The sequence below is a fragment of the Helicobacter pylori genome (assembly GCF_001653475.1).
Classification (GTDB): Bacteria; Campylobacterota; Campylobacteria; order Campylobacterales; family Helicobacteraceae; genus Helicobacter; species Helicobacter pylori_CM.
Genome location: NZ_CP011487.1, coordinates 567882 through 589236 on the forward strand (window position 1 = coordinate 567882; position 21355 = coordinate 589236).

The window sequence follows — 21355 nt, forward strand, 5'->3', positions numbered from 1 at the left end:
TTAGCGCTCTAAAAACAAACGCACTTCTTTGCTTGGGTGCGACTCTAAACCATCTTTATCCACGCTCACCACTTGATAGCGATAAGCCACGCCCACTTTCATGTCCTTATCCACGAATTGGTTTTGCGTGATATTCCCAAAGCGCAAAGGGGTTTTTGAAGTGCCTTCAAAGCGATACACCGCATAAGTGGCTATTTTAGCGCTTGGGTTATTTTCCCATTGGATGAAAGCTGAAGAGTCTTGAATAGTCCCTTTAGTGATGATAGGGGATTCTGGCCTGTCAGCGGTCTCACCCATTGCAGGCTCTTTGGGTAATGCCCCTTCAAGATGCGTTTTATCAAGGGCGACAACTTTGTAATAACGCGTGAGGTTGTCTTTTTCTATTTTATCCACATAGGAAGTGTTGGTGGTTTGAGCGATGAATTTGTATTTATCGTTGCGGTTATTGGAAGCGTAAATGCGATAAGCTACCACATCTTCTTCGGGGGATTTATCCCAACTTAATTCAATGTGTCGTGTGAGGTTTTGGCTCACTCTAATATTAGTGACTTCTTTGGGTAAATCTTTGGTTTTCCCTTCCACTATAACACTGGGTCTGGATTTATCCCCCATGAAATTTTCGGCGATGACCTGGTAGCGGTATTTTTTCCCGTCTTCTAAATCTTTATCAAAAAACTCCACAAACAAGCGGTTTCTAACAGCCCCTACATTTAAAAATTTGCCGTCTTTATTCTGCCTTTGAATGATGTATTTAGAAACGCTAGGGTTAGGGTGCGGGCTCCAAAAGACTTTCACGCTTTTAGGGTATTCAAGGCTCGCAAAAACGCTTTCTACAGGATTGATAAAAGAGGTTTTTACTAAAATAGGCTCTGAAAGGTTAGAGATTTTATCGCCCTTGTAAGTAGCGAGTTGGTAAGTGTAAGAACTCTCTGTTTCTAGCCCCTCATCATAATAGTGGGTCGCATAAGGGTTTTTAATCGTGGCGATTCTTTTAAGCTTGGAGTCTTTTTTCAAACGATACAAAATAAACCCATCAATATCATAAGTATCAGCGATTTTAGGCCATTCAAAACCCACTGAACTCACATCGTTAATGGTTTTAATAGAATGGACTACCGGAAGATTAGTGTCTGTGTTCTCTTGATTATTAAGGGCTGAAAAAGTATGATTCCTGGTAGAAGAACACCCTATAAAAACCGCTAATACCACACTACTTTGCAATAAAAGCGTGAAGTATTTTTTCTTCATCCAAGACCTCATCTAAATTCTCCTTGTCAAAATTTTTTTTAAGATATTCTAACATATCCTTTAGTAGGGGAACTTTAAAGCGCAGTTTTTGCCCGCTTCTAGGGTGTTTGAACTCTATCAAATAGGCATGCAGCATGATTCTTATTTCTTCTTTAGAAAGCGCATGATTGAGCCCGTAAAGATTATCGCCTATGATGTGTCTGTTCAAATATTCTAAATGCGCTCTGATTTGGTGCGTGCGCCCGGTGAACAATTTAGCCCCTATCAAATTAAGATTGTTTTGAGAAGTCAGCAAGCTGATAAATTCGCTTTTAGAATAACGGCTTTTTTCTTTTTTGGCCGCTTTGAGCGCTATCATTTTTAAGCGGTTATTGGGGTTTCTTGTTAAATAGCATTCCACGCTCATTTTTTCTCCCTTTAAGGGGGTTGAAAGCAAGGCGATATAGTAGCGCCCCATCATTTTAGTTTTGAGCTGTTCGCTCAAATGAACATGGGCAAAATTGTTTTTAGCGATAACAATCCCTCCGCTTGTGTCCTTATCCAAGCGGTGCACAATCCCATAGCGCTCTTTAAAGCCAAGATCAGAAAGCTCGTAATTTTTGGATTCTAACCAATCCACTAAAGTGGGCTCTTTCACGCTTGGGGCTTTATGGATAACTAAATTAGGGGGCTTATTTAACACTAATAAATCTTCATCTTCAAAAATGACTTCTATTTCTAAATCAAACCCTCTTTTTAAGGGTTTAGGCGTGATTTTGGGCGTTAAAAGCGTGATTTCATCGCCCTCTTTTAAGGCTAACCCTCCTTTTTTTACCCCCTTTTTTTGACAAAACACTAGCCCTTCTTTAATCAAATTCAACACTTGGTTTTTAGAAATTTGCAATTCTTTGGCTAAAAATTCATCAATGCGTTTGTGATCGGTGGGGGCGATAAAAACTTTTTGCATCCAAACTCTTTTTTGCTTTTTTAAAAACCACTATTTTACTCAAAACCTTAAAAAATCATGTCTTTATTCAGTTAGTTTAATACGCTATAATCCACAAAGCCTTATACCTTGAATCATTTTATAAAGGGGTTTTATAATGGAAAACAACGAACACCACGAGAAAGTGAGCGGTATTTTGCGTGGTTTTTTAGGCGACGCTTTCACGCTTGATGGGAAAGAAGGAGGATTGAATATGGAAAAATTGCGCGAAGCCATCAAAAAGGAAAAGCCAATCATGAATGTTTTGCTTATGGGAGCTACTGGAGTGGGTAAAAGCTCGCTCATTAACGCTTTATTTGGTAAAGAAGTGGCTAAAGCAGGCATAGGAAAACCCGTCACTCAGCATCTTGAAAAATATGTTGATGAAGAAAAAGGCTTGATTTTATGGGACACTAAAGGCATTGAAGCTGAAGATTATCAAAATACCACAGAAAGCATTAAAAAAGAAATGGAAGATTCTTTTAAAACGCTTGATGCAAAAGAGGCTATTGATGTGGCGTATCTGTGCGTTAAAGAGACTTCTTCTAGGGTTGAAGAGAGAGAAAGCGTTATTGAATTTCGCTAAAGAATGGAATATCCCAACGATTTTTGTTTTCACAAACACACAAGAAAAAGCCGGCGATGCATTTGTTAAAGAAACTCAAAGAATCATAGATGAAGAATGGGGCTTTAAAGGTTTTATCAAAGCCTATGTGAGAGTCAATTCCGTTGCATTTTCGTTTAGAGGGATTGAAGTCCCCATTGAAGGTTTAGAAGAATTGGTAGAGAAAACTAAAAAATGCTTGATAGATGCTAAGAAAAACAAAGAAAAGCATTTCTTGCTGATTCAAAAAGCTAATATCCAAGCAAGAAAACAAGCTATGATAGATAAAAGTAAAAACATTATCCATCTTGCATCAACAGCAGCTGGAGGGGTTGGGCTCATCCCCATACCTTTTAGCGATGCGCTCGCTATCGCACCCATTCAAGCAGGAATGATTTACAAAATAAATGACGCTTTTGAAGTGAAAATGGAAGAATCGTTAGCCACATCATTATTCACAGGATTGTTAGGCGTAACCGCAGTCGCACAAGTGGGGAGAACGATCGTTAATGGTTTCCTTAAATTCATTCCTGTGGTGGGGAGTGTTGCAGGGAGTACAACCGCTGTCGTTATCACAGAAGGCATTGGGTTTGCTTATTTGAAAGTGCTAGAAAAGTGCTTTAATGATGAGACGGGCGAAGTGGAGTTGCCTGCAGTGGATACGATAAAATCTCTCTTTAAGGAGAATTATCTCAATTTGGATACAATCAAAAAATTAAAACCATAAGATTAAGGGTTATGAAAAACGCATGGCATTAGACAAAAGGATTTGGATGCATTTTGATCTTTTGCCCTTTGTGTTTATCATCCCCTTGCTTGTGGTTTCTTTTTTATTGATTTTTGAGAGCAGCGCAGTTTTGAGCTTAAAGCAAGGGGTTTATTATGCGATAGGGTTTCTTCTCTTTTGGATCGTGTTTTTTATCCCTTTTAGAAAGCTCGATCGGTGGCTCTTTGTGTTTTATTGGGCGTGCGTTATTTTATTAGCGTTAGTGGATTTTATGGGATCAAGCAAGCTTGGGGCGCAACGATGGCTAGCCATTCCCTTTATCTCTATCACTTTACAGCCTAGCGAACCCGTGAAAATCGCTATCCTTTTGTTATTGGCGCATTTGATTAAAATAAACCCACCCCCTTTTAAGGGCTATGATTGGGGCATGTTTTTAAAGCTTAGTTTTTACATTTGCTTACCGGCGGCTTTGATTTTAAAACAGCCTGATTTGGGCACGGCTCTTATTGTGTTGATCATGGGTTTTGGGATTTTATTGATTGTGGGTTTGAGGACTAGGGTGTGGCTCCCTCTTTTTATCGCTCTTTTAGTGGCTTCGCCTATCGTTTATCACTTTTTGCATGATTATCAAAAAAAGCGCATCGCCGACTTTCTTTCTGAAAAGCCTAATTACCATGTCATGCAATCCATTATCGCCATAGGATCGGGTGGGTTTTTAGGCAAATCTAAAGAAGCCTGCACGCAAACCAAATTCAAATTCTTGCCTATCGCAACGAGCGATTTTATCTTCGCTTACTTCGTGGAGCGTTTTGGTTTTTTAGGGGCTGTGTTGCTTTTTGCGATTTATATAGGCTTGAGTTTGCATTTATTTTTTTATCTGTTTGAGAGCAACAGCGATTGGTTTTTAAAGATTGTAGCCCTTGGGATTTCTGTTTTAATCTTTGTTTATTCCAGCGTGAATATCGCCATGACTTTAGGGTTAGCCCCTGTGGTGGGGATTCCCTTGCCCTTATTCAGCTATGGAGGGAGCAGTTTTATCACTTTTATGATCCTATTTGGGATCTTAGAAAACCTGCTTGCTTTTCGCTATGTTTTTGGATATAATAGCAAACCATCTTTTGGGAATTTTGGATTCTTAGCTCAGCTGGTCAGAGCGCTCGGCTCATAACCGATTGGTCGTAGGTTCAAGTCCTACAGAATCCACCACTCCCGCTTTTTCTTTTATCCCCTTTTTAACTGCCCCCTTTTTAAGTGAAAAGCGATTGGACGCTTTCGTTATGATAAATCCTTCTGATCACTTCCGCAAATAAGGGCGCTACGCTTAAGGTGGTGATTTTATCGCATTTTTGAACTAAAGGGATAGAGTTAGTTACCACCACTTCATCTAACGCGCTTTCTTTAATGTGCTTGATCGCATTCCCACTCAAAACCGCATGCGTGCCTAACGCCATGACAGAAGTTGCCCCTTGTTCTTTTAAAGCCAAAGCGGCTTTACAGATCGTGCCTGCGGTATCAATCATGTCATCCACTAAAATCACATCGCGCTCTTTGGCTGAGCCGATAATGTTCATCACTTCGCTTTCATTAGCTTTTTCACGGCGCTTATCCACGATGATTAAATCCAAGCCCATTTGATTGGCAAAATACCTGGCTCTTGTAACCCCACCTACATCAGGGCTAGCGATCACAGGGTTTTTTAACGCTTTAGAGCGGATATAGTCTCTAAAGACGATAGATCCGTATAAATTATCCACCGGCACATCAAAAAAGCCTTGGATTTGCCCAGCATGCAAATCCATCGTAATGATCCTTTCAATCCCCACTTCTTGCATCAAATTAGCGACCATTTTAGCCGTGATAGGCACTCTTGGAGCCGCTTTTCTGTCCTGTCTGGCATAGCCAAAATACGGCAACACCGCTGTGATAGAATTGGCCGAACTGCGCCTTAAAGCATCTACCATGACTAACAATTCCATTAAATTGTCATTGACAGGCACGCAAGTGGGCTGGATAATAAAAATATCTTTACCGCGCACCGATTCGCTGATTTGGATATTGATTTCACCATCGCTGAATTTCCCGATCACCGCTTTGGATAAGGGAATGCCTAAATGCTTTGACACTTCTTTGCCAAATGCAGGGTGAGCGCTCCCTGAAAACATCTTAAACCCACGCATCTTTGTCTTAAACCCACGCACCTTCATCGCTTACACTCCCTAAAATGAATTAAAATCAATTGTAACACACCCAAACTAAAAGCGTTTATATTCAACCAAGCTCCTTTTCTAATAAGTTTTTTAAGGTAAGATAGGTTTCATTAAGATCAATCCCGCACACCCTTGTTTGAGCGATAACGCTTATAAAGTTGCTATCGCCTGAAAACCTAGGCACTAAATGCATGTGCAAATGCTCAGGAATCCCTGCTCCGGCGTTTCTGTGCAAATTCAAACCCAAATTGATCCCTTGAGCGCCATAAGCATACAACGCTTTTAAAACTTTAGGCGCTAATGCATTCATGTTCAGCCAAGTATTAAGCTCTAAAAGTTCAACGCTCGCTTGATGCGCATGGGGAATGATCAACAAATGCCCCGGGTTATAAGGGTAGGCGTTCATCACCACAAAGAGATCGCTATTTCTATAAAGCACTCTGTTTTCTGAATCTTTTGTAGGGTTTTGAGAAATTCCACAAAAGACACAACTCTTATTTTTCTCTTTCAAATAACTTTCGCGCCAAGGAGCGTATAAATGTTGCATGTTTATTTCCTAAATGTAATTAGGGGCGTCATTAGCGAATAAAATCAAATCGCCTTGAATCGTGGTGGCTTGTAAGATATTTTCCAATTGCGCCTTATCCTTGAGTAAGATTTTTTGGGGGTTTTTCAATTTTGAAGCAATCGTTTTGGAATTCAACTCCCCTGTGATGATAGCGACATCAAAAACCCCGTCTATTTTTTGCGCTAAAGTTTCATTACTGTCTGTATTGCTTTCCACTAATCCTGGTGTTACAATGACTTTACGCCCTTCATACAAACTCGCTAAACGAATGCCCTCTAACATGCCCTTTAAATTCCCATTAAAGCTATCGTCTATAATGATTTTTTGATTCACTTCCAAAAGTTGCAAACGATGGGCAATGGGATTGAGTTCCAAAACAAGCCGTTTGATCCTTTCTGTCTCTAATCCTAAATGCTTAGCGATTAAAATGGCTGAAGCGATATTATAAGCGTTAAATTTGCCTAAAACCTTCGTTTCAAAGCTTTCCCAAACGCTATCTATCAGCATTTCAAAAGAAGTGCTTTTTAAGGTGGAGTGGATGTTTTTAACCAGGCTAGAATAGTCTATTAAAGGACTATCTTTAGGGGCATAGGGCTTGATTTTTTCTACAGAGTAGCAAAAGGCTTTTTCTAAGCGTTTGGAATCCAATAATTCCGCTTTAGTCTCGCAAATATTTTCTAAAGTTTTAAAATATTCTAAATGCTGTTCGCCCACTTCTGCAACCACGACAAGGTGCGGTTCAATGAGGCGCGTGATTTCTTTAATATCGCCCTTATTCCTTGCCCCGGCTTCAGCGATATAGATTTCACTCCTATCGTCTAAATTCTGGTTAATATCATTCGTAAGTCCTAAAAGGGTATTGACGCTTTTGGGGCTTGCATGCGCATTGAATGTGGTTTGTAAGATTTGAAGCAAGAAATTTTTGGTGCTGGTTTTCCCAAAGCTTCCGGTAATGGCGATGACTTTTAAATTCTTTAAAGAGGCGATTTTATCTTTAGCGGTTTGCAAATACCGCTTGGATAAGACTTTTTCAAAGATTAAAGAAGCGCTTAAAACGAATGCGAATAAACACAAATAGCCTAACGCAAGCGAAATCCCATTCAAAGGGACTAATTCTGTATTTAAAATTTCATGCAAGATTAAAAATAAGAATAAGAAGATAAAAAAGCGCTTCACCCTTGGCGTGAAAACTAAAGGCTTGTCGTTGCGTTTGGCCCAAACAATGAGCATGGGTATTTGAATAACACCGCAAAAGAAATCAAAAACAAACGGCATTTTGAAAGCATACGATAGGATAAACACCCCTAAAGGCAATAAAAAATAAATCCCATGCCAACGCATTTTGTGGTGCTTGGTTAAGATCCTAAACACGCTGTAATGATACCATTGCAATAAAGTCATTATATAATAGCCAAGCCCTGTTATAAAGAGCCAACGAAACGCTAAATTCAGCCAACTAAGACTTTGCATGATGATAATTCTCCACTAGTTTTTCAATCTCTTTTGCTTGGTTTAAAAAAAAGAAATGATCCCCTTCTAAAACGAATAATGCGCTCTTTTTCAATAAGGTTTGCATTTTTTGAGCCGAGCTTAAGGGGGTTGCTTTATCGTCTTTACCCCAAAACAATAAAACTTCTTTCTCGCATCGTTTGAAATGATCGCTAAAGTCTTCGCTAACTACTTTTTTAAAGGTTTCATACATAGCTTGATTAAGCCCCATAGCGTCCTTACTCCTCAAAAACCCTAAATTCAAGCCTAATTTTTTAAAGATTTTAGCTAAAAGGATTTTATAACGCACTTTTAAAGGTTTTGGCTCTAAGATCCCTGCGCTGCTCAATAAGATCATTCGTTCGTTTTCACACAAGATTGCTACTTTCCCTCCAAAGCTATGCCCAAAGGCTACATGCGCTTTTTTACCCACGCTTTTTAAGAACAGATTGATGATATTAGCATAATCTTTAGTCTCTAACACTTTTTCATCGTTAGGGCTTTGATTGAAGCCGGGCAAATCCACATACAAATGGTTGTAATTTAAAAAACAGCCTTGAAACGCTTGTTGCATGATTTCTTTAGAACTCCCCCAACCATGCAAAAACAAGGCGTTTAAAGGGCTATGGTGGTCTATAAAAGTGTAGGAAATGTCAAAAACGCTATCCGAATAAGCGATACTGCGTTTGGCCATTACTTATTCTTTTGGATTTGCAACAAATAAGAGTTTTTGATTTGGATTTTAGGGGTTTTGGGTAATGATTGCGCTAAATTTTCTAGCGTTGTTTTAAAATCATCAAACAAATAATTGGCCAAACTGCCAGGAATGGGGTTGATCTCATTAAGATACACTTCATTTTCTATGACAAAAAAATCGCAACGAATAATCGCGCCATCAAACAAATCGTTATAGAGTTTTTTAAAATTTTCTTTTAATTGTTCTTCTAGGGCGTCAGAAAGGTTCGCTTTAGGGGCTTTGGTGCGTGAAAAATCCAAATATTTTTGTTTGAAATCTAAAAATTCCTGTTTGTTAGGCTCTTCAACATAGGAAAAACAAAAATCCTTTTTAATCTTACAACCGGCTAAATTGTATTCTTTCACTCCCTGAATGAAAGGCTCTATTAAAACCTCTTTAGAATATTCAAACGCGCCGTCTAAAGCGTAAATCAATTCTTTTTCTTCTTTCACAACGCTCACCCCTAAAGAGCTCCCGGCGTTGTTGGGTTTGACAATGAAAGGGAAATTAAAGTTAATCAAATTTAGGGCGTTAGCACGGTTTTTTTCATTCAAAAGAACACAATCCAAAGTCTTTACCCCTAAATCTTTGGCGTAAAACTTGGTTAAATATTTGTTATAACTCAACACGCTCGCTTCAACCCTAGGGCCTATAAAAGCGAGACGATAAAATTCTAACAAGCCCGCTAATTTCCCATCTTCGCCATCGCCCCCATGCACAAGATTGATCACTAAAGGCAATTCTATCGTTTTAGTGCCTAAAAATGAGTTCTTAAGCAAACCATTATGCACAAGGATTAGGGGGGGTAATTTTTTTTCTTTGATTTGAGCGAAGTATTTTGAATGCATGTTAGATTCTTCAATCAAATAAAAATGATGGTTTTCATCTAAAAAAATAAAATATTTAATCCTATCCTTTAACGCTTCTTTAAACGCGATTGCACTCACAATGCTGATTTCATGCTCAAAACTCGCCCCACCAAATAAAACGCAAAACTCCACGGTCAAACTCCCTAAAAACGATTGCAATAAAGTCTATCTATATTTACCTAAAAAAAGGCTTTTGAATTTTCTTAAAAATCAAAGTTTAAGGTTAAAAAATCCTAAAATATTGACAACTAATAACACGCTCAATCCAGCTAAAATACCCGCTAAAGCGTCATCAGCCACAACCCCTAAACCCCCTTTAACTTCCTTGTCTATTTTGCCAATGAGTGAGGGCTTAGTAATATCATAGATCCTAAAAAAGATAAAACTCAAGATCACGCCCGCTAACGATAACCCGCTAATCGCCATCGCAAGCCACATGCCCACTAATTCGTCTATCACAATATAGGAGTTGTCATGAATCTTACTCTCTTCTTCTTCTTTATCTATTTGAGCGATAGCGATAAGCCCAATCAAAACCGCCCCTAAAAACAAAGTGTTAGCCGAAAAAATTAAAACAGGTAAGCCCAGTAACAACGCCACTAAACTCCCTATTGTTCCTGGAGCTTTTTTAGAATACCCACTAAAAAAAAGGGTTAAAAAACACGCGCGAAGACTGAATTTATTCAATTATTGCCTTAAATTCTTTTTAAATTATGGCATTTTAGCATTTTATTTGCATTAAAAAGAGATTTTCTTAAGCAATAAGGCTTAATTTTAAGCGTGTTTTAGTATGATACCTTTTAAATTCTCTCAAAAATTAAAGGTTAATTTTAAAATGTTGCTTTTCACTCCAGGCCCTGTAGCCATTAGCGAAGAGATGCGCTCAAGCTTTTCTCAGCCAATGCCCCACCACCGCACCAAAGATTTTGAAAAGATTTTCCAAAGCGTGCGAGAAAATTTGAAAAAAATGACAGGTTTAGAAGAAGTTTTGCTTTTAAGCAGCAGCGGGACAGGGGCTATGGAAGCGAGCGCGCTTTCTTTGTGTCAAAAAGAGTTGCTTTTTGTTAATGCGGGTAAGTTTGGCGAAAGGTTTGGCAAGATCGCTAAAGCCCATTCCATCAAAGCCCATGAATTAGTTTATGAATGGGACACGCCAGCTCAAGTAGATAAAATATTAAACGCGCTTAAAGCCAACCCCAACATTGATGCGTTTTGCATTCAAGCATGCGAGTCTAGTGGGGGGTTACGACACCCTGTAGAAAAAATCGCTCAAGCGATCAAAGAAACTAATCCGAATGTTTTTGTGATTGTGGATGCTATCACCGCTTTAGGGGTTGAGCCTTTAGAAATAACGCATATTGATGCGCTCATTGGAGGGAGTCAAAAAGCGTTCATGCTGCCTCCTGCGATGAGCTTGATCGCATTGAGCCAGAAGGCCATTGAGCGCATAGAAGAACGCAATGTGGGGTTTTATTTCAATTTAAAGAGCGAATTGAAAAACCAAAGGAACAACACCACAAGCTACACCGCTCCTATTTTACACACTTTAGGGTTGCAACGCTATTTTGAATTGGTGCAAAATTTAGGAGGCTTTGAAGCGCTTTATAGGGAGACTAAAAGAGCCGCTTTAGCCACTCAAAAGGCCGTTTTAGCTTTGGGTTTAAAGATTTTCCCTAAAAGCCCGAGCTTGAGCATGACAACGATTATTAACGAGCATGCCAAAGAATTAAGAAACCTTTTAAAAGAAAAATACCAGGTGCAATTTGCGGGTGGTCAAGAGCCTTATAAAGACGCGCTCATTCGTATCAACCACATGGGGATCATTCCTGTTTACAAAAGCGCTTACGCTTTAAACGCCCTAGAATTGGCCCTAAACGATTTGGATTTAAGAGAATTTGATGGTGCGGCGAACACAACCTTTTGGAAGCAATATTATGAAATTTAAGGATTATAATGCATTATTCTTATGAAACCTTTTTGAAAGACAGCTTGGAATTAGTGGAACAAGTAGAGAGCGTTTGCGGTGTCCCAGAAGCCCTTGTGTGCGTGATGCGAGGGGGCATGACTTTAACGCATTTTTTGAGTTTGCACTGGAATTTAAGGGAAGTTTATGGCATCAATGCGATTTCTTATGACACCACCAACCGACAAAACGCCCTAAAAATTGAAAATATCCCCACGATCAAAGATCATCTAAAAACCATTCTTGTGGTAGATGAAATCGTAGATAGCGGTAATTCTTTAGAAGCGGTGCTTAAAGTGTTGCAAGACAAACACCCTGATAAAAAGTTTTATAGCACGAGTTTGTTCCAAAAAACGAGCGCGAAATACAAAGCTGATGCGTTTTTAAAAGACGCTCCTGAATGGATTGATTTCTTTTGGGAAGTGGATTTGAAAAACTTAAAAAGCCATTAACATGCAAGTTAAAGAAAACAAACAACTCTGCTTAATCTCATTAGGTTGCTCTAAAAATTTGGTGGATTCAGAGGTGATGTTAGGCAAGCTTTACAACTACACGCTCACTAATGACGCTAAAAAAGCCGATGTGATTCTTATCAACACTTGCGGTTTTATTGAAAGCGCCAAACAAGAGAGCGTCCAAACCATCCTGAACGCCGCTAAAGACAAAAAAAAGGGAGCGATTTTGATTGCAAGCGGGTGCTTGAGCGAGCGCTATAAAGATGAAATCAAAGAGTTGATCCCTGAAGTGGATATTTTTACCGGCGTGGGGGATTATGATAAGATTGATATTTTAATCGCTAAAAAACAAAATCAGTTCAGCGAGCAAGTGTTTTTAAGCGAGCATTATAATGCGCGCATTATCACGGGATCGAGCGTGCATGCTTATGTTAAAATTTCTGAGGGTTGTAATCAAAAATGCTCTTTTTGCGCTATCCCTAGCTTTAAGGGGAAATTGCAAAGCAGGGAATTAGACTCCATTTTAAAAGAAGTGGAAGATCTGGCTCTTAAAGGTTATAAGGATATGACTTTTATCGCTCAAGATTCCAGCTCATTTTTATACGATAAGGGGCAAAAAGACGGCTTGATCCAGCTCATTAGCGCGATTGACAAACAGCAAGCCTTAAAAAGTGCTCGCATCTTATACTTCTATCCCTCTAGCACCACTTTAGAGCTTATTGGTGCAATTGAAAGTTCGCCCATTTTTCAAAATTATTTTGACATGCCCATCCAACATATCAGCGATTCCATGCTTAAAAAAATGCGGCGCAACTCTAGCCAAGTGCACCATTTAAAGCTTTTAAACGCCATGAAGCAGGTTAAAGAAAGCTTTATAAGAAGCACGATCATTGTAGGGCATCCGGAAGAAAATGAGGGCGAATTTGAAGAATTGAGCGCGTTTTTAGACGAGTTTCGGTTTGACAGATTGAATATTTTTGCTTTCAGCGCTGAAGAAAACACGCATGCCTATTCTTTAGAGAAAGTGCCTAAAAAAATCATCAACGCTCGCATTAAAGCCTTGAATAAAATCGCTTTAAAACACCAAAACAATTCCTTTAAGGCTTTGTTAAATAAGCCCATCAAGGCGTTAGTGGAAAATAAAGAGGGCGAGTATTTTTACAAAGCAAGGGATTTGAGATGGGCGCCTGAAGTGGATGGGGAAATCTTAATCAATGACAGCGAATTAGCCACCCCTTTAAAACCTGGGCATTACACGATTGTGCCTAGCGCGTTTAAAGACAATATTTTACTCGCTAAGGTTTTAAGCCCTTTTTAAAAGTTAGCCATAAGACTAAAAGTGCGGCTATAGCGTGGCTAGAGTGCAGGGGTTTGCGTTTTTTTTTTTTGTTAAAATGCGTCAGAAAAATTCGTTTGAGGCAAGAGACAAAAATTGAAAAACATTTATATTAGTGTGGAAAGAAGCATCAAAGATCTCCAAAGGATTTTTGAGGATACCGATGGCGGGGATGAAAAACTAAAAGAATTCAGCCAAAAAGCGTTGGAGGTGTTTCAAAAATTAGAATTTGAAAGCTTAAAAGAGCTTGAAAGTTTGAAAAATAGTGAAGAGTGGGAAAATTTTACTATTGCATTTTACGGGGAGACCGGTGCGGGGAAATCAACCCTCATTGAATGCTTAAGGCTGTTTTTTAAAGAACAAAGCAAAATGGATCAACAAGAGCGGTTTAAGCGGCTCTATTCAAATAGAGGCAGTGGGCATGATCTTTTAGAGCTAGAAAAATTGCAAGATGGAGCGGCTATAGGCGATGGGAGGAGCGATTTCACTTTAGAAACCAAATCTTACACCTTCAAACACGGCGATCAAAACTTTGTCTTGCTTGATATTCCAGGGATAGAGGGCGACGAAAAAAAAGTGATTAAGAAAATTTCTGACGCTACCCAAAAAGCCCATGCTGTTTTTTATGTTACAAAAAAGCCCACCCCTCTGCAAAAAGGAGAAAAAGGGAAAGAGGGAAAAAGGGAAAGAGGGAACGATTGAAAAGATCCAGAAACAACTCGGTTCGCAAACAGAGGTATACACCCTATTCAACAAGCCGATCACTAACCCAAGAGCTTTAAAAGATATACTTATTAATGAAGGTGAGAAAAAGAGTTTAAGAGGTTTGAATAAAGAAATGAGAAACATTTTAGGCAAACACTACATAGGCTATACAGCAGTGAGCACCCAGGCGGCTTTTTATGGTCTTTCATCGGCGTTGCTGCCTGCAACAAGGCTTTGAGGGTGATAGAAAAACTACAAGAAGCGATCCAAACTACGATTGACGGACAGATAAATCCAATCATCAAAGAAACAAAGAATTGCCAACTAGAGTCTTGCTCCAACCTAAGATTATTCTAAAGGAAAATTTATATCTAATTTAAGAATATCAGCATACGGAGGAATCGATCAATTCAAATCTGGCTTGAGCGGAAAAATGCATGCACATATTGAAAGAAAAATTGGAGATGATGAGTGTGAAAGAATATTTAAAAATGAATTCCTACAAGGCATGGGAAAGTTGCGTAAAAGCATAAAAGAGCGGTTTGAAGAAAATGAGGAACAATTCCGTAACGACTTGCAAAAAGATATTAGACAATTTGAATATAATACTAAAAAGTCTCTAGCCTATTTAAAATGCACCAATGCCGATCGTGGTTTTGATTTTGATTTCAGTATTAATACGGATAGTGGTATTGATAAAATAGGCTTATTGGCTTCAATGGGAGGTTTGGGTTTTGGAATTTTCGGACTTTTAGGAGCAGGAGCAGCGAACTTTTGGAATCCTGCAGGTTGGGCAGCCATAGGATTAGGGCTATTGGGTATAGTTAAATCAATATGGAATTTTTTCAGTCCAAGCTATCAAAAATCCCAACAAAGAAAAGCAGTGGATAAGAGTTTGAATACAATTCGTGATAGTCTCACAAAGAGCATGGAAAGACAACTTGAAGATGTCAAAAAAGACGCATTTGAAAAGATTGAAAAACTCAAAGCCCTTCTTAACGGACCTGTTGAAGGTCACGAACGCATGAGAAAGCAATTAGAAAAAGCCACTCAAAGATTAGGAGGCATCGAGGCATCTCTATATAATATTCAAAACAAGGAGTGCACAATGAATGAAACTTTAAAACAATTCAAAGCAAATCAAAAGAGGAATCAAGAAAATCTTGAAAATTGTTTGACTTTATCCAAACTGGCGAAAAATACGGCATCCCTATTGAAGATTCTTTCAAGGATAAAATCCGTAATGCGATTGGAAATGTTGCCGATCAGAAACTGAAAGTGGCGTTAGTGGGAGGTTTTTCTGAAGGAAAAACAACCATAGCGGCAGCTTGGATCGAGCGGCTAGAAAAGAGCATGAAAATAGACCATCAAGAATCAAGCGATGAAGTTACAATCTATAACATAGACAATGAAATTGAGCTGGTTGACACTCCGGGATTGTTTGGGTTTAAAGAAAAAGAACATGATAGCGGCAAAATAGAGCGCTATAAAGATATCACCAAAAAATATATCAGCGAAGCCCATCTCATTTTATACACGCTCGACCCGTCAAACCCCATCAAAGAAAGCCATAAGGATGATTTGAATTGGTTGTTCAGAACGCTCAATCTTTTATCCAGGACAATCTTTGTCATCAGTCGTTTTGATGAAGAAGCAGATATTGAAGATGAAGAGGATTACAACAAAAGATTTAAAATTAAAAAAGCAAACATTCAAAACCGACTCAACGATCTCATTTCTCTGAGCGAAAAAGAAAGAGAAAGTTTGAGCATTGTCGCTGTCGCTGTAAACCCTTTTGAGTTGGGGGTTGAACACTGGCTAAAGCATAAAGAAGAATTCCAAAAACTTTCGCATATCAAAACTTTGCAAGATGCGACGCAAAAAAAGATTAAAGAGAATGGTGGGAAATTAACCATCATAGAAGAAGCCAAAAAAAGCGTCATTCAAGATGTTATCTGTAGGCAAATTCCTTTGGAGAAACAAGCGCTGCAAGAGATTGGTGGAGAAATGGAAGATTTAGAGGAAATGATAAAACAAAGGCAACGGGATCTCCAAAATTTAAATGAAGAAATTTCTCAAGCCCGCACTAATTTAAAAGGATTCGTAATAAGATATTTTGACGATCTCATCCGTCAAGTTTCTGGCACCAGCTTGGAAACCTTTAATGATTTTTTTTAAGAGCGAAATAGGCTTCAAGAAGGGAGAAAAAGGCGAGGAAGACAAGATAGGCATCAACATAGAAACAAAAGTCAATGAGAAATTTGAGAGACAAACGCAAGGGATTTGCAATGAAATTAATAAAATCGGGACTACTTTTAATGCCGATAGGAGTTTTTTTGAAAAACATGCCAAAGCATTTGGAACAATTGCGAATGGTCTTTTTAAAAGCGGGTTTATTAATGCCACTAACATCAAATTAGGTAGAGACACTATAGCGGCTGTGGGAAAATTTTGTGGGCGTGGATTTGTTTTTTAAATTCAAACCATGGGGCGCTGTAAAATTGGCAGCAAGCATAAACAAAGCTCTGCCGTTTATCGGTGTTGCTTTTGAAGTATTGGATTCTTGGAAGACGCACCAAAAAATAAAAAAACTTAAAAAAGCTAAAGAAAAAATAAAATCCAATTTTGAAGGTCAAAAAAAAGAGCTTTTAGGATTCATCAATGATGAAATCAAATTCAAGCAACAATGTTTCCCGGGCGCGTTTGACCTAGAAGAATGCATTAAAAAAACGCAAGAGCGTGTTCAAGGGCTTGAAAAATAGATCCAAACCGGCGAAGCTTTTAAAACCGGTGGGGATTTTATAGAAGTTGAGCCTGAATGAGGAATGAATTGAATTTGTGTTAAAATTCCAAAAACGCATCAAAAAAGCTTGTTGGATAAGCTTAATTAAACCAAAAGGCGGCGTTTTAAATCTTTTAATAAGGAAAGGCGATGTTTTCTAAAATTTGCCCATCTCTTAAGCTTGCAAACGCGCTTAAAGGCTTTTTATTCAAACGCATTTCAAGCCCCATGCAAACCGCTCGCATCACCAATATGGTTTTGGATATAAAAAACGCTTTTAATGACGATAAAGATCCATTAGATAACGCTTGTAAAACTTTGGATTTGGTAGTGGGTTTTAAGAAAGAACACCCACAAGATTTTAACGAATTGTTTGAAATTTTAAAAGATCTCATCCAAGAATACGAGCAAAATCCTGATGAGATCAAGCAAAATCTCAAAGAAATCTTAAAATAAGGCAAGGCATGAACCATCTTTTAATCCTTTATAACCTTTACTACCAACAAGATGTCATCCAGCAACACTTGAGCATTCTGCAAGAAAAATCCCAAGTGGGTTTTGGCAAGATCAAATCAAAGCTCAACGATCAAGAAAAGCAAAAATCCTTAGAAGAGATTTACAAAGCCACCAATGAAAAAATTTTTTGCAGCTTTTTTTGACCGATTACGCTAATTTATTTGTCGCTAAGGTGATAAAGGTTTCTGAATATATTGATGAGAGTTTGATCCCTAGTTATTATAAAGAAAAAAATTTGGAAGTGGAAGACTTTTTTATTATCAGCCTTTTAAGAGATCAATTTTTAGCCAATTCCATCGCGCCAAACAACCACACTTACGCCATTTATGGGAATAATTATGTCTATCCTTTGCCGGTGAGGTTAAAAGAAGAGCGTTCTTATTTTTTAGGCGGTGAAAAGCATTATCTGAGCGTGTATAAAAGCGAAGAATATTTAATTATGCAAGAAAATTTCATGCGTTTTGTTTTTGGCAAAAGGCTTTTTTACCTCTTACACCCTGATAGCATCAATAACATCATTCATGCAGAATTAGAGCTTTTACAAAGCGAAAACGATCTTTTGAATGATTTTACAAGAATCATAGTCAAATATTCCAAAACCTTAGAATACGAAATTTATAGTTTTGCTAAAAAAGTTCTTTCAAAGGCTTGTGCAAAAGATCCCAACCTTTATGATTTAACTTATGAAGTCCAAGGAAAATCTTTGATACTTGAAGATTTTTTCACTCAAAAGCCTAATCTTGGGAGCGTTAAATTTTTACTCAGGCACGAAAAAATCCAATACCATTTAGAAGAAAACTTAAACCGATTCATCAATTACCCTTTTTCAAAAAGCTTAACCCTCATTCAAGAAATCCGCCATGAAGCCGTTCACGCAAAAGCTCCAGGTTTGAATGAAGTGGGAAAACTCAGGAATGAAATTTTAGGCGTAGAAGGCGCGAGCTTGTTAAAAAGCATTCTAATGCGCAAGGAAGTTTTATGAAAGAATGCGATGGATTCAATCTATGCTTAATGCCGATTTGATAGCACGAGATTTTAAACCCTATTTAGAGCCTTTAAGAGAGGGGAAAAATTTATTGGGTTTTTCAGGCGGGTTGGATTCTGTTTGCTTGTTTCATCTTTTAGTTAGAGAAAATATCGCTTTTGACATCGCTTTAGTGGATTATAACACGCAAAAACAACGCCTTGAAATCGTCCAACACGCTCAAAAACTCGCCCAAACGCACCATAAAAAATGCTATATCCATTACGCTCAAAAAATCGTGTGCAATTTTGAAATGCAAGCGAGAAAGATCCGTTATGATTTTTTTGAAACCCTAATAAAAAAGCATTCTTACAAGCATTTGATTTTAGCGCACCACTTGAATGACAGGCTGGAATGGTTTTTGATGCAACTAAGCAAAGGATCTGGGCTAAACACGCTTTTAAGCTTTCAGGCTTATGAAAAAAGAGGGTTTTATGCAATTATTCGCCCCTTGCTTTACACCCCTAAAGACACCCTTAAAACGCTCGTTAAAGATCGGGAATTTTTTGAAGACGATTCGAATTCTTCCTTAAAATTCAAACGCAATTTTTTCAGGAAAAATTACGCCAACTCCTTGATGCAACATTATTCTAGGGGCATTATCCAAAGTTTTAAATTTTTGGATGAAGAAAAAGAACGGCTTTACCCTTTGATGCCCGTTTCACAAATGCATGGGATCACTTTTTTCCAATATTCGCACAATGCGCTTTTTATGGTGGATAAAATCTTAAAGCAAAAGGGGTATGTGTTGAGCTTTTCTCAAAAAGAAGAAATCAAACGCAATTTTTTCAGCCTAGAAATCGCTCAACAATTCATCATTGAAAAGAATGAAGAGCATGTGTTTATCGCTCTTAAACCCCAAAAAACTTTAAGCATGCCAAAGGATTTTAAAGACAGAGCCAGGAGATTGAATATTCCTAAACGCTTACGGCCTGTTTTATACGCAGAGTTTTTAAAACAACCCACGCATGATTTTTTAACCCGTTTTAAACAGAGTTTAATGGATTTCATAAAAGAGCTTCATTTCAATCAAGCGATAAGTTTTTAAAGCGCTTTTTAACCTTGATTGTGTCACAATACAGCAAAAAACTTTGATATGAGAGCGAATGGACTTTAAGAATAAAAAATGGCTTTTTCTGGCCCCTCTAGCAGGCTATACGGATTTGCCTTTCAGAAGCGTGGTGAAAAAATTTGGCGTGGATGTTACCACAAGCGAAATGGTGAGCTCGCATTCGTTAGTGTATGCGTTTGATAAAACTTCTAAAATGTTAGAAAAATCCTGTTTAGAAGATCATTTCATGGCGCAAATTTCAGGCTCTAAAGAGAGCGTAGTCAAGGAAGCGGTTGGAAAAATCAACGCTTTAGAACATGTGAGTGGGATTGATTTTAATTGCGGTTGTCCCGCTCCTAAAGTGGCTAACCATGGTAATGGTAGCGGGCTATTAAAGGATTTAAACCACTTGGTGAAACTTTTAAAAATAATCAGAGAAAACACTAACAAACAAATCACAAGCGTGAAAGTGCGTTTAGGCTTTGATCAAAAAATCCCTAAAGAAATCGCTCATGCTTTAAATGATGCACCGGTGGATTATGTGGTGGTGCATGGGAGGACACGAAGCGACAAATACCAAAAAGACAAAATAGATTATGGAAGCATCGCTTTAATGAAAGGGATTTTAAAAAAGCCTGTGATAGCTAATGGCGAAATTGACAGCGTGAAAAAAGCCTTTGAAGTCTTGCAAATCACGCAAGCTGATGGGCTAATGATAGGGCGAGCCGCCTTAAGAGCCCCATGGATATTTTGGCAAATCAGAAACAACACCACCGAATTACCCGCAGTCGTGAAAAAAGACCTGGTTTTAGAGCATTTTGATAAAATGGTGGAGTTTTATGGGGATAGGGGGGTAGTCATGTTTAGGAAAAATTTGCATGCTTACGCTAAGGGCGAAATGCAAGCGAGCGCGTTTCGCAACTGCGTCAATACCCTTACAGAGATAAAGAGCATGCGAGAGAGTATAGAGGAATTTTTTAATCAAGAAATGTTGCAAAGTGAAGTGCCATTATGGGTAGAATTGAATCAAAAAAGCGTTTGAAAGCGCTTGTTTTTTTAGCCAGTTTGGGGGTTTTATGGGGCAATACTATTGAAAAAACGCCTTTTTTTAAAACAAAAAACCACATTTATTTGGGTTTTAGGCTAGGCACAGGGGCTGATTTGCACACAAGCATGCAACAACAAGCCTATAAAGACAACCCTACTTGCCCTAGCAGCGTGTGTTATGGCGAGAAATTAGAAGCCCGTTATAAAGGGGGTAAAAATCTGTCTTATACCGGGCAAATAGGCGATGAAATAGCGATTGATAAATACCATATTTTAGGGTTAAGGGTGTGGGGGGATATAGAATACGCTAAAGCGCAATTAGGCCAAAAAGTGGGGGGTAATACCCTTTTATCCCAAGCCAATTACAACCCGAGCGCGATTAAGACCTATGATCCCACTTCAAACACTCAAGGCTCTTTGAATTTGCAAAAAACCCCAAACCCTCAAGATTTTCTCTTTAATAATGGGCATTTCATGGCGTTTGGTTTGAATGTGAATGTGTTTATTAACCTCCCTATAGACACCCTTTTAAAACTCGCTTTAAAAACAGAAAAAATGCTGTTTTTTAAAATAGGCGTGTTTGGTGGGGGTGGGGTGGAATACGCAATATTATGGAGTCCTCAATATAAAAACCAAAACACCAATCAAGACGATAAATTTTTTGCAGCGGGTGGGGGGTTTTTTGTGAATTTTGGGGGTTCTTTGTATATAGGCAAACGCAACCGCTTCAATGTGGGGCTAAAAATCCCTTATTATAGCTTGAGCGCGCAAAGTTGGAAAAACTTTGGCTCTAGCAATGTGTGGCAGCAACAAACGATCCGACAAAACTTCAGCGTTTTTAGGAATAAGGAAGTTTTTGTCAGCTACGCGTTCTTGTTTTAGTTTGGCTTTATTCCCAAAATACTGATGATAAAATTCAAAAGATGGTTTTATCGTTACAAAAATCAACACTTAAAAGATAAATAAGTTAAAAACACACAAAAATCCTTTTTTTTTTTTTTGAAATCCAAAAGTTATTATAAAATTAACTCATTGTAAATCTATTACCATTTCAGAATATTTTTG

At 38.3% G+C, this 21355-nt stretch carries 18 protein-coding genes, 1 tRNA gene and 3 pseudogenes; 14 read left to right on the forward strand and 8 right to left on the reverse strand.

Translation table 11 applies throughout. The features are described 5' to 3' along the window. Positions 1-1248: a fibronectin type III domain-containing protein gene (locus AA974_RS02810; protein WP_064433332.1), complete on the reverse strand. Its 1248-nt coding sequence runs from the start codon at positions 1246-1248 to the stop codon at positions 1-3. Continuing rightward, positions 1211-2194: an RluA family pseudouridine synthase gene (locus AA974_RS02815; RefSeq protein WP_064433333.1), complete on the reverse strand. Its 984-nt coding sequence runs from the start codon at positions 2192-2194 to the stop codon at positions 1211-1213. The genes AA974_RS02810 and AA974_RS02815 overlap by 38 nt, the downstream gene beginning before the upstream one ends. Before the next feature lie 136 nt (positions 2195-2330). Here AA974_RS02815 and AA974_RS02820 point away from each other — a divergent pair, with 136 nt between their 5' ends. The 4 genes from AA974_RS02820 to AA974_RS02835 all read left to right on the forward strand — a co-directional run bounded on the left by AA974_RS02820 (position 2331) and on the right by AA974_RS02835 (position 4749). Then, on the forward strand, positions 2331-2798 hold the full coding sequence (locus AA974_RS02820) for a GTPase (protein ID WP_064433334.1): 468 nt from the start codon (positions 2331-2333) through the stop codon (positions 2796-2798). Then, positions 2764-3543: a YcjF family protein gene (locus tag AA974_RS02825; protein WP_064433335.1), complete on the forward strand. Its 780-nt coding sequence runs from the start codon at positions 2764-2766 to the stop codon at positions 3541-3543. The genes AA974_RS02820 and AA974_RS02825 overlap by 35 nt, the downstream gene beginning before the upstream one ends. 22 nt (positions 3544-3565) lie before the next feature. Further along, a complete protein-coding gene (locus tag AA974_RS02830) occupies positions 3566-4711 on the forward strand; it encodes an FtsW/RodA/SpoVE family cell cycle protein (protein ID WP_080471090.1) in 1146 nt (381 codons plus the stop codon). Continuing rightward, positions 4673-4749, forward strand: a tRNA-Ile gene (locus AA974_RS02835). The genes AA974_RS02830 and AA974_RS02835 overlap by 39 nt, the downstream gene beginning before the upstream one ends. Positions 4750-4790: 41 nt before the next feature. Here AA974_RS02835 and AA974_RS02840 read toward each other — a convergent pair. From AA974_RS02840 to AA974_RS02865, 6 genes are all read right to left on the reverse strand, one after another. Beyond that, positions 4791-5747 (reverse strand): ribose-phosphate pyrophosphokinase, encoded by a 957-nt coding sequence (locus AA974_RS02840; RefSeq protein ID WP_080471003.1) that lies wholly within the window; start codon positions 5745-5747, stop codon positions 4791-4793. A 64-nt stretch (positions 5748-5811) separates the two neighbouring features. Further along, positions 5812-6297 carry an HIT family protein gene (locus tag AA974_RS02845; RefSeq protein ID WP_064433336.1) on the reverse strand — a complete coding sequence of 162 codons (486 nt, stop codon included), beginning with the start codon at positions 6295-6297 and terminating at the stop codon, positions 5812-5814. A gap of 9 nt (positions 6298-6306) precedes the next feature. Further along, positions 6307-7788, reverse strand: coding sequence for a Mur ligase family protein (locus AA974_RS02850; protein WP_064433337.1), 1482 nt, complete (start codon positions 7786-7788; stop codon positions 6307-6309). After that, positions 7775-8500 carry a lipase EstV gene (gene estV / locus AA974_RS02855; protein WP_064433338.1) on the reverse strand — a complete coding sequence of 242 codons (726 nt, stop codon included), beginning with the start codon at positions 8498-8500 and terminating at the stop codon, positions 7775-7777. The genes AA974_RS02850 and estV overlap by 14 nt, the downstream gene beginning before the upstream one ends. Further along, entirely contained in the window at positions 8500-9543 is a 1044-nt protein-coding gene (locus tag AA974_RS02860; protein WP_064433339.1) for a D-alanine--D-alanine ligase, read from the reverse strand. The genes estV and AA974_RS02860 overlap by 1 nt, the downstream gene beginning before the upstream one ends. Before the next feature lie 78 nt (positions 9544-9621). Then, a complete protein-coding gene (locus AA974_RS02865; RefSeq protein WP_064433340.1) occupies positions 9622-10098 on the reverse strand; it encodes a phosphatidylglycerophosphatase A family protein in 477 nt (158 codons plus the stop codon). Between the two features lie 148 nt (positions 10099-10246). On the opposite strand from AA974_RS02865, the gene AA974_RS02870 reads away from it, so the two are divergent. From AA974_RS02870 to AA974_RS02915, 10 genes and pseudogenes are all read left to right on the forward strand, one after another. After that, positions 10247-11356 carry a pyridoxal-phosphate-dependent aminotransferase family protein gene (locus tag AA974_RS02870; protein WP_064434050.1) on the forward strand — a complete coding sequence of 370 codons (1110 nt, stop codon included), beginning with the start codon at positions 10247-10249 and terminating at the stop codon, positions 11354-11356. An 8-nt stretch (positions 11357-11364) separates the two neighbouring features. After that, the gene (locus AA974_RS02875) at positions 11365-11826 is read left to right on the forward strand and encodes a phosphoribosyltransferase (protein ID WP_064433341.1); all 462 of its coding nucleotides are present in this window, start codon (positions 11365-11367) and stop codon (positions 11824-11826) included. A gap of 1 nt (position 11827) precedes the next feature. Continuing rightward, a complete protein-coding gene (gene rimO, locus AA974_RS02880; RefSeq protein ID WP_064433342.1) occupies positions 11828-13147 on the forward strand; it encodes a 30S ribosomal protein S12 methylthiotransferase RimO in 1320 nt (439 codons plus the stop codon). Between the two features lie 114 nt (positions 13148-13261). Further along, positions 13262-14567: pseudogene (locus AA974_RS07910) on the forward strand (GTPase); the annotation flags it as partial. A gap of 411 nt (positions 14568-14978) precedes the next feature. Further along, positions 14979-16632: pseudogene (locus AA974_RS08015) on the forward strand (LeoA/HP0731 family dynamin-like GTPase). A 170-nt stretch (positions 16633-16802) separates the two neighbouring features. Continuing rightward, positions 16803-17108, forward strand: coding sequence for a hypothetical protein (locus AA974_RS02895; RefSeq protein WP_064433343.1), 306 nt, complete (start codon positions 16803-16805; stop codon positions 17106-17108). A gap of 8 nt (positions 17109-17116) precedes the next feature. Further along, positions 17117-18150: pseudogene (locus AA974_RS02900) on the forward strand (HP0729 family protein). 22 nt (positions 18151-18172) lie between these two features. After that, positions 18173-19240 carry a tRNA lysidine(34) synthetase TilS gene (gene tilS / locus AA974_RS02905; RefSeq protein WP_080471004.1) on the forward strand — a complete coding sequence of 356 codons (1068 nt, stop codon included), beginning with the start codon at positions 18173-18175 and terminating at the stop codon, positions 19238-19240. A gap of 58 nt (positions 19241-19298) precedes the next feature. Then, positions 19299-20285, forward strand: a complete 987-nt coding sequence (locus AA974_RS02910; protein ID WP_064433344.1) for a tRNA dihydrouridine synthase — start codon at positions 19299-19301, stop codon at positions 20283-20285. Beyond that, the gene (locus AA974_RS02915) at positions 20255-21172 is read left to right on the forward strand and encodes an outer membrane beta-barrel protein (protein WP_064433345.1); all 918 of its coding nucleotides are present in this window, start codon (positions 20255-20257) and stop codon (positions 21170-21172) included. The genes AA974_RS02910 and AA974_RS02915 overlap by 31 nt, the downstream gene beginning before the upstream one ends. Positions 21173-21355 lie beyond the last annotated feature (183 nt).

Coding starts and splice junctions, on each gene's coding strand:
- AA974_RS02810 (WP_064433332.1), bottom strand. CDS start 1,248: ATGAAGAAAAAATACTTCACGCTTTTATTGCAAAGTAGTGTGGTATTA.
- AA974_RS02815 (WP_064433333.1), bottom strand. CDS start 2,194: ATGCAAAAAGTTTTTATCGCCCCCACCGATCACAAACGCATTGATGAA.
- AA974_RS02820 (WP_064433334.1), top strand. CDS start 2,331: ATGGAAAACAACGAACACCACGAGAAAGTGAGCGGTATTTTGCGTGGT.
- AA974_RS02830 (WP_080471090.1), top strand. CDS start 3,566: ATGGCATTAGACAAAAGGATTTGGATGCATTTTGATCTTTTGCCCTTT.
- AA974_RS02840 (WP_080471003.1), bottom strand. CDS start 5,747: ATGAAGGTGCGTGGGTTTAAGACAAAGATGCGTGGGTTTAAGATGTTT.
- AA974_RS02845 (WP_064433336.1), bottom strand. CDS start 6,297: ATGCAACATTTATACGCTCCTTGGCGCGAAAGTTATTTGAAAGAGAAA.
- AA974_RS02850 (WP_064433337.1), bottom strand. CDS start 7,788: ATGCAAAGTCTTAGTTGGCTGAATTTAGCGTTTCGTTGGCTCTTTATA.
- estV (WP_064433338.1), bottom strand. CDS start 8,500: ATGGCCAAACGCAGTATCGCTTATTCGGATAGCGTTTTTGACATTTCC.
- AA974_RS02870 (WP_064434050.1), top strand. CDS start 10,247: ATGTTGCTTTTCACTCCAGGCCCTGTAGCCATTAGCGAAGAGATGCGC.
- AA974_RS02875 (WP_064433341.1), top strand. CDS start 11,365: ATGCATTATTCTTATGAAACCTTTTTGAAAGACAGCTTGGAATTAGTG.
- rimO (WP_064433342.1), top strand. CDS start 11,828: ATGCAAGTTAAAGAAAACAAACAACTCTGCTTAATCTCATTAGGTTGC.
- AA974_RS02895 (WP_064433343.1), top strand. CDS start 16,803: ATGTTTTCTAAAATTTGCCCATCTCTTAAGCTTGCAAACGCGCTTAAA.
- tilS (WP_080471004.1), top strand. CDS start 18,173: ATGCTTAATGCCGATTTGATAGCACGAGATTTTAAACCCTATTTAGAG.
- AA974_RS02910 (WP_064433344.1), top strand. CDS start 19,299: ATGGACTTTAAGAATAAAAAATGGCTTTTTCTGGCCCCTCTAGCAGGC.
- AA974_RS02915 (WP_064433345.1), top strand. CDS start 20,255: ATGGGTAGAATTGAATCAAAAAAGCGTTTGAAAGCGCTTGTTTTTTTA.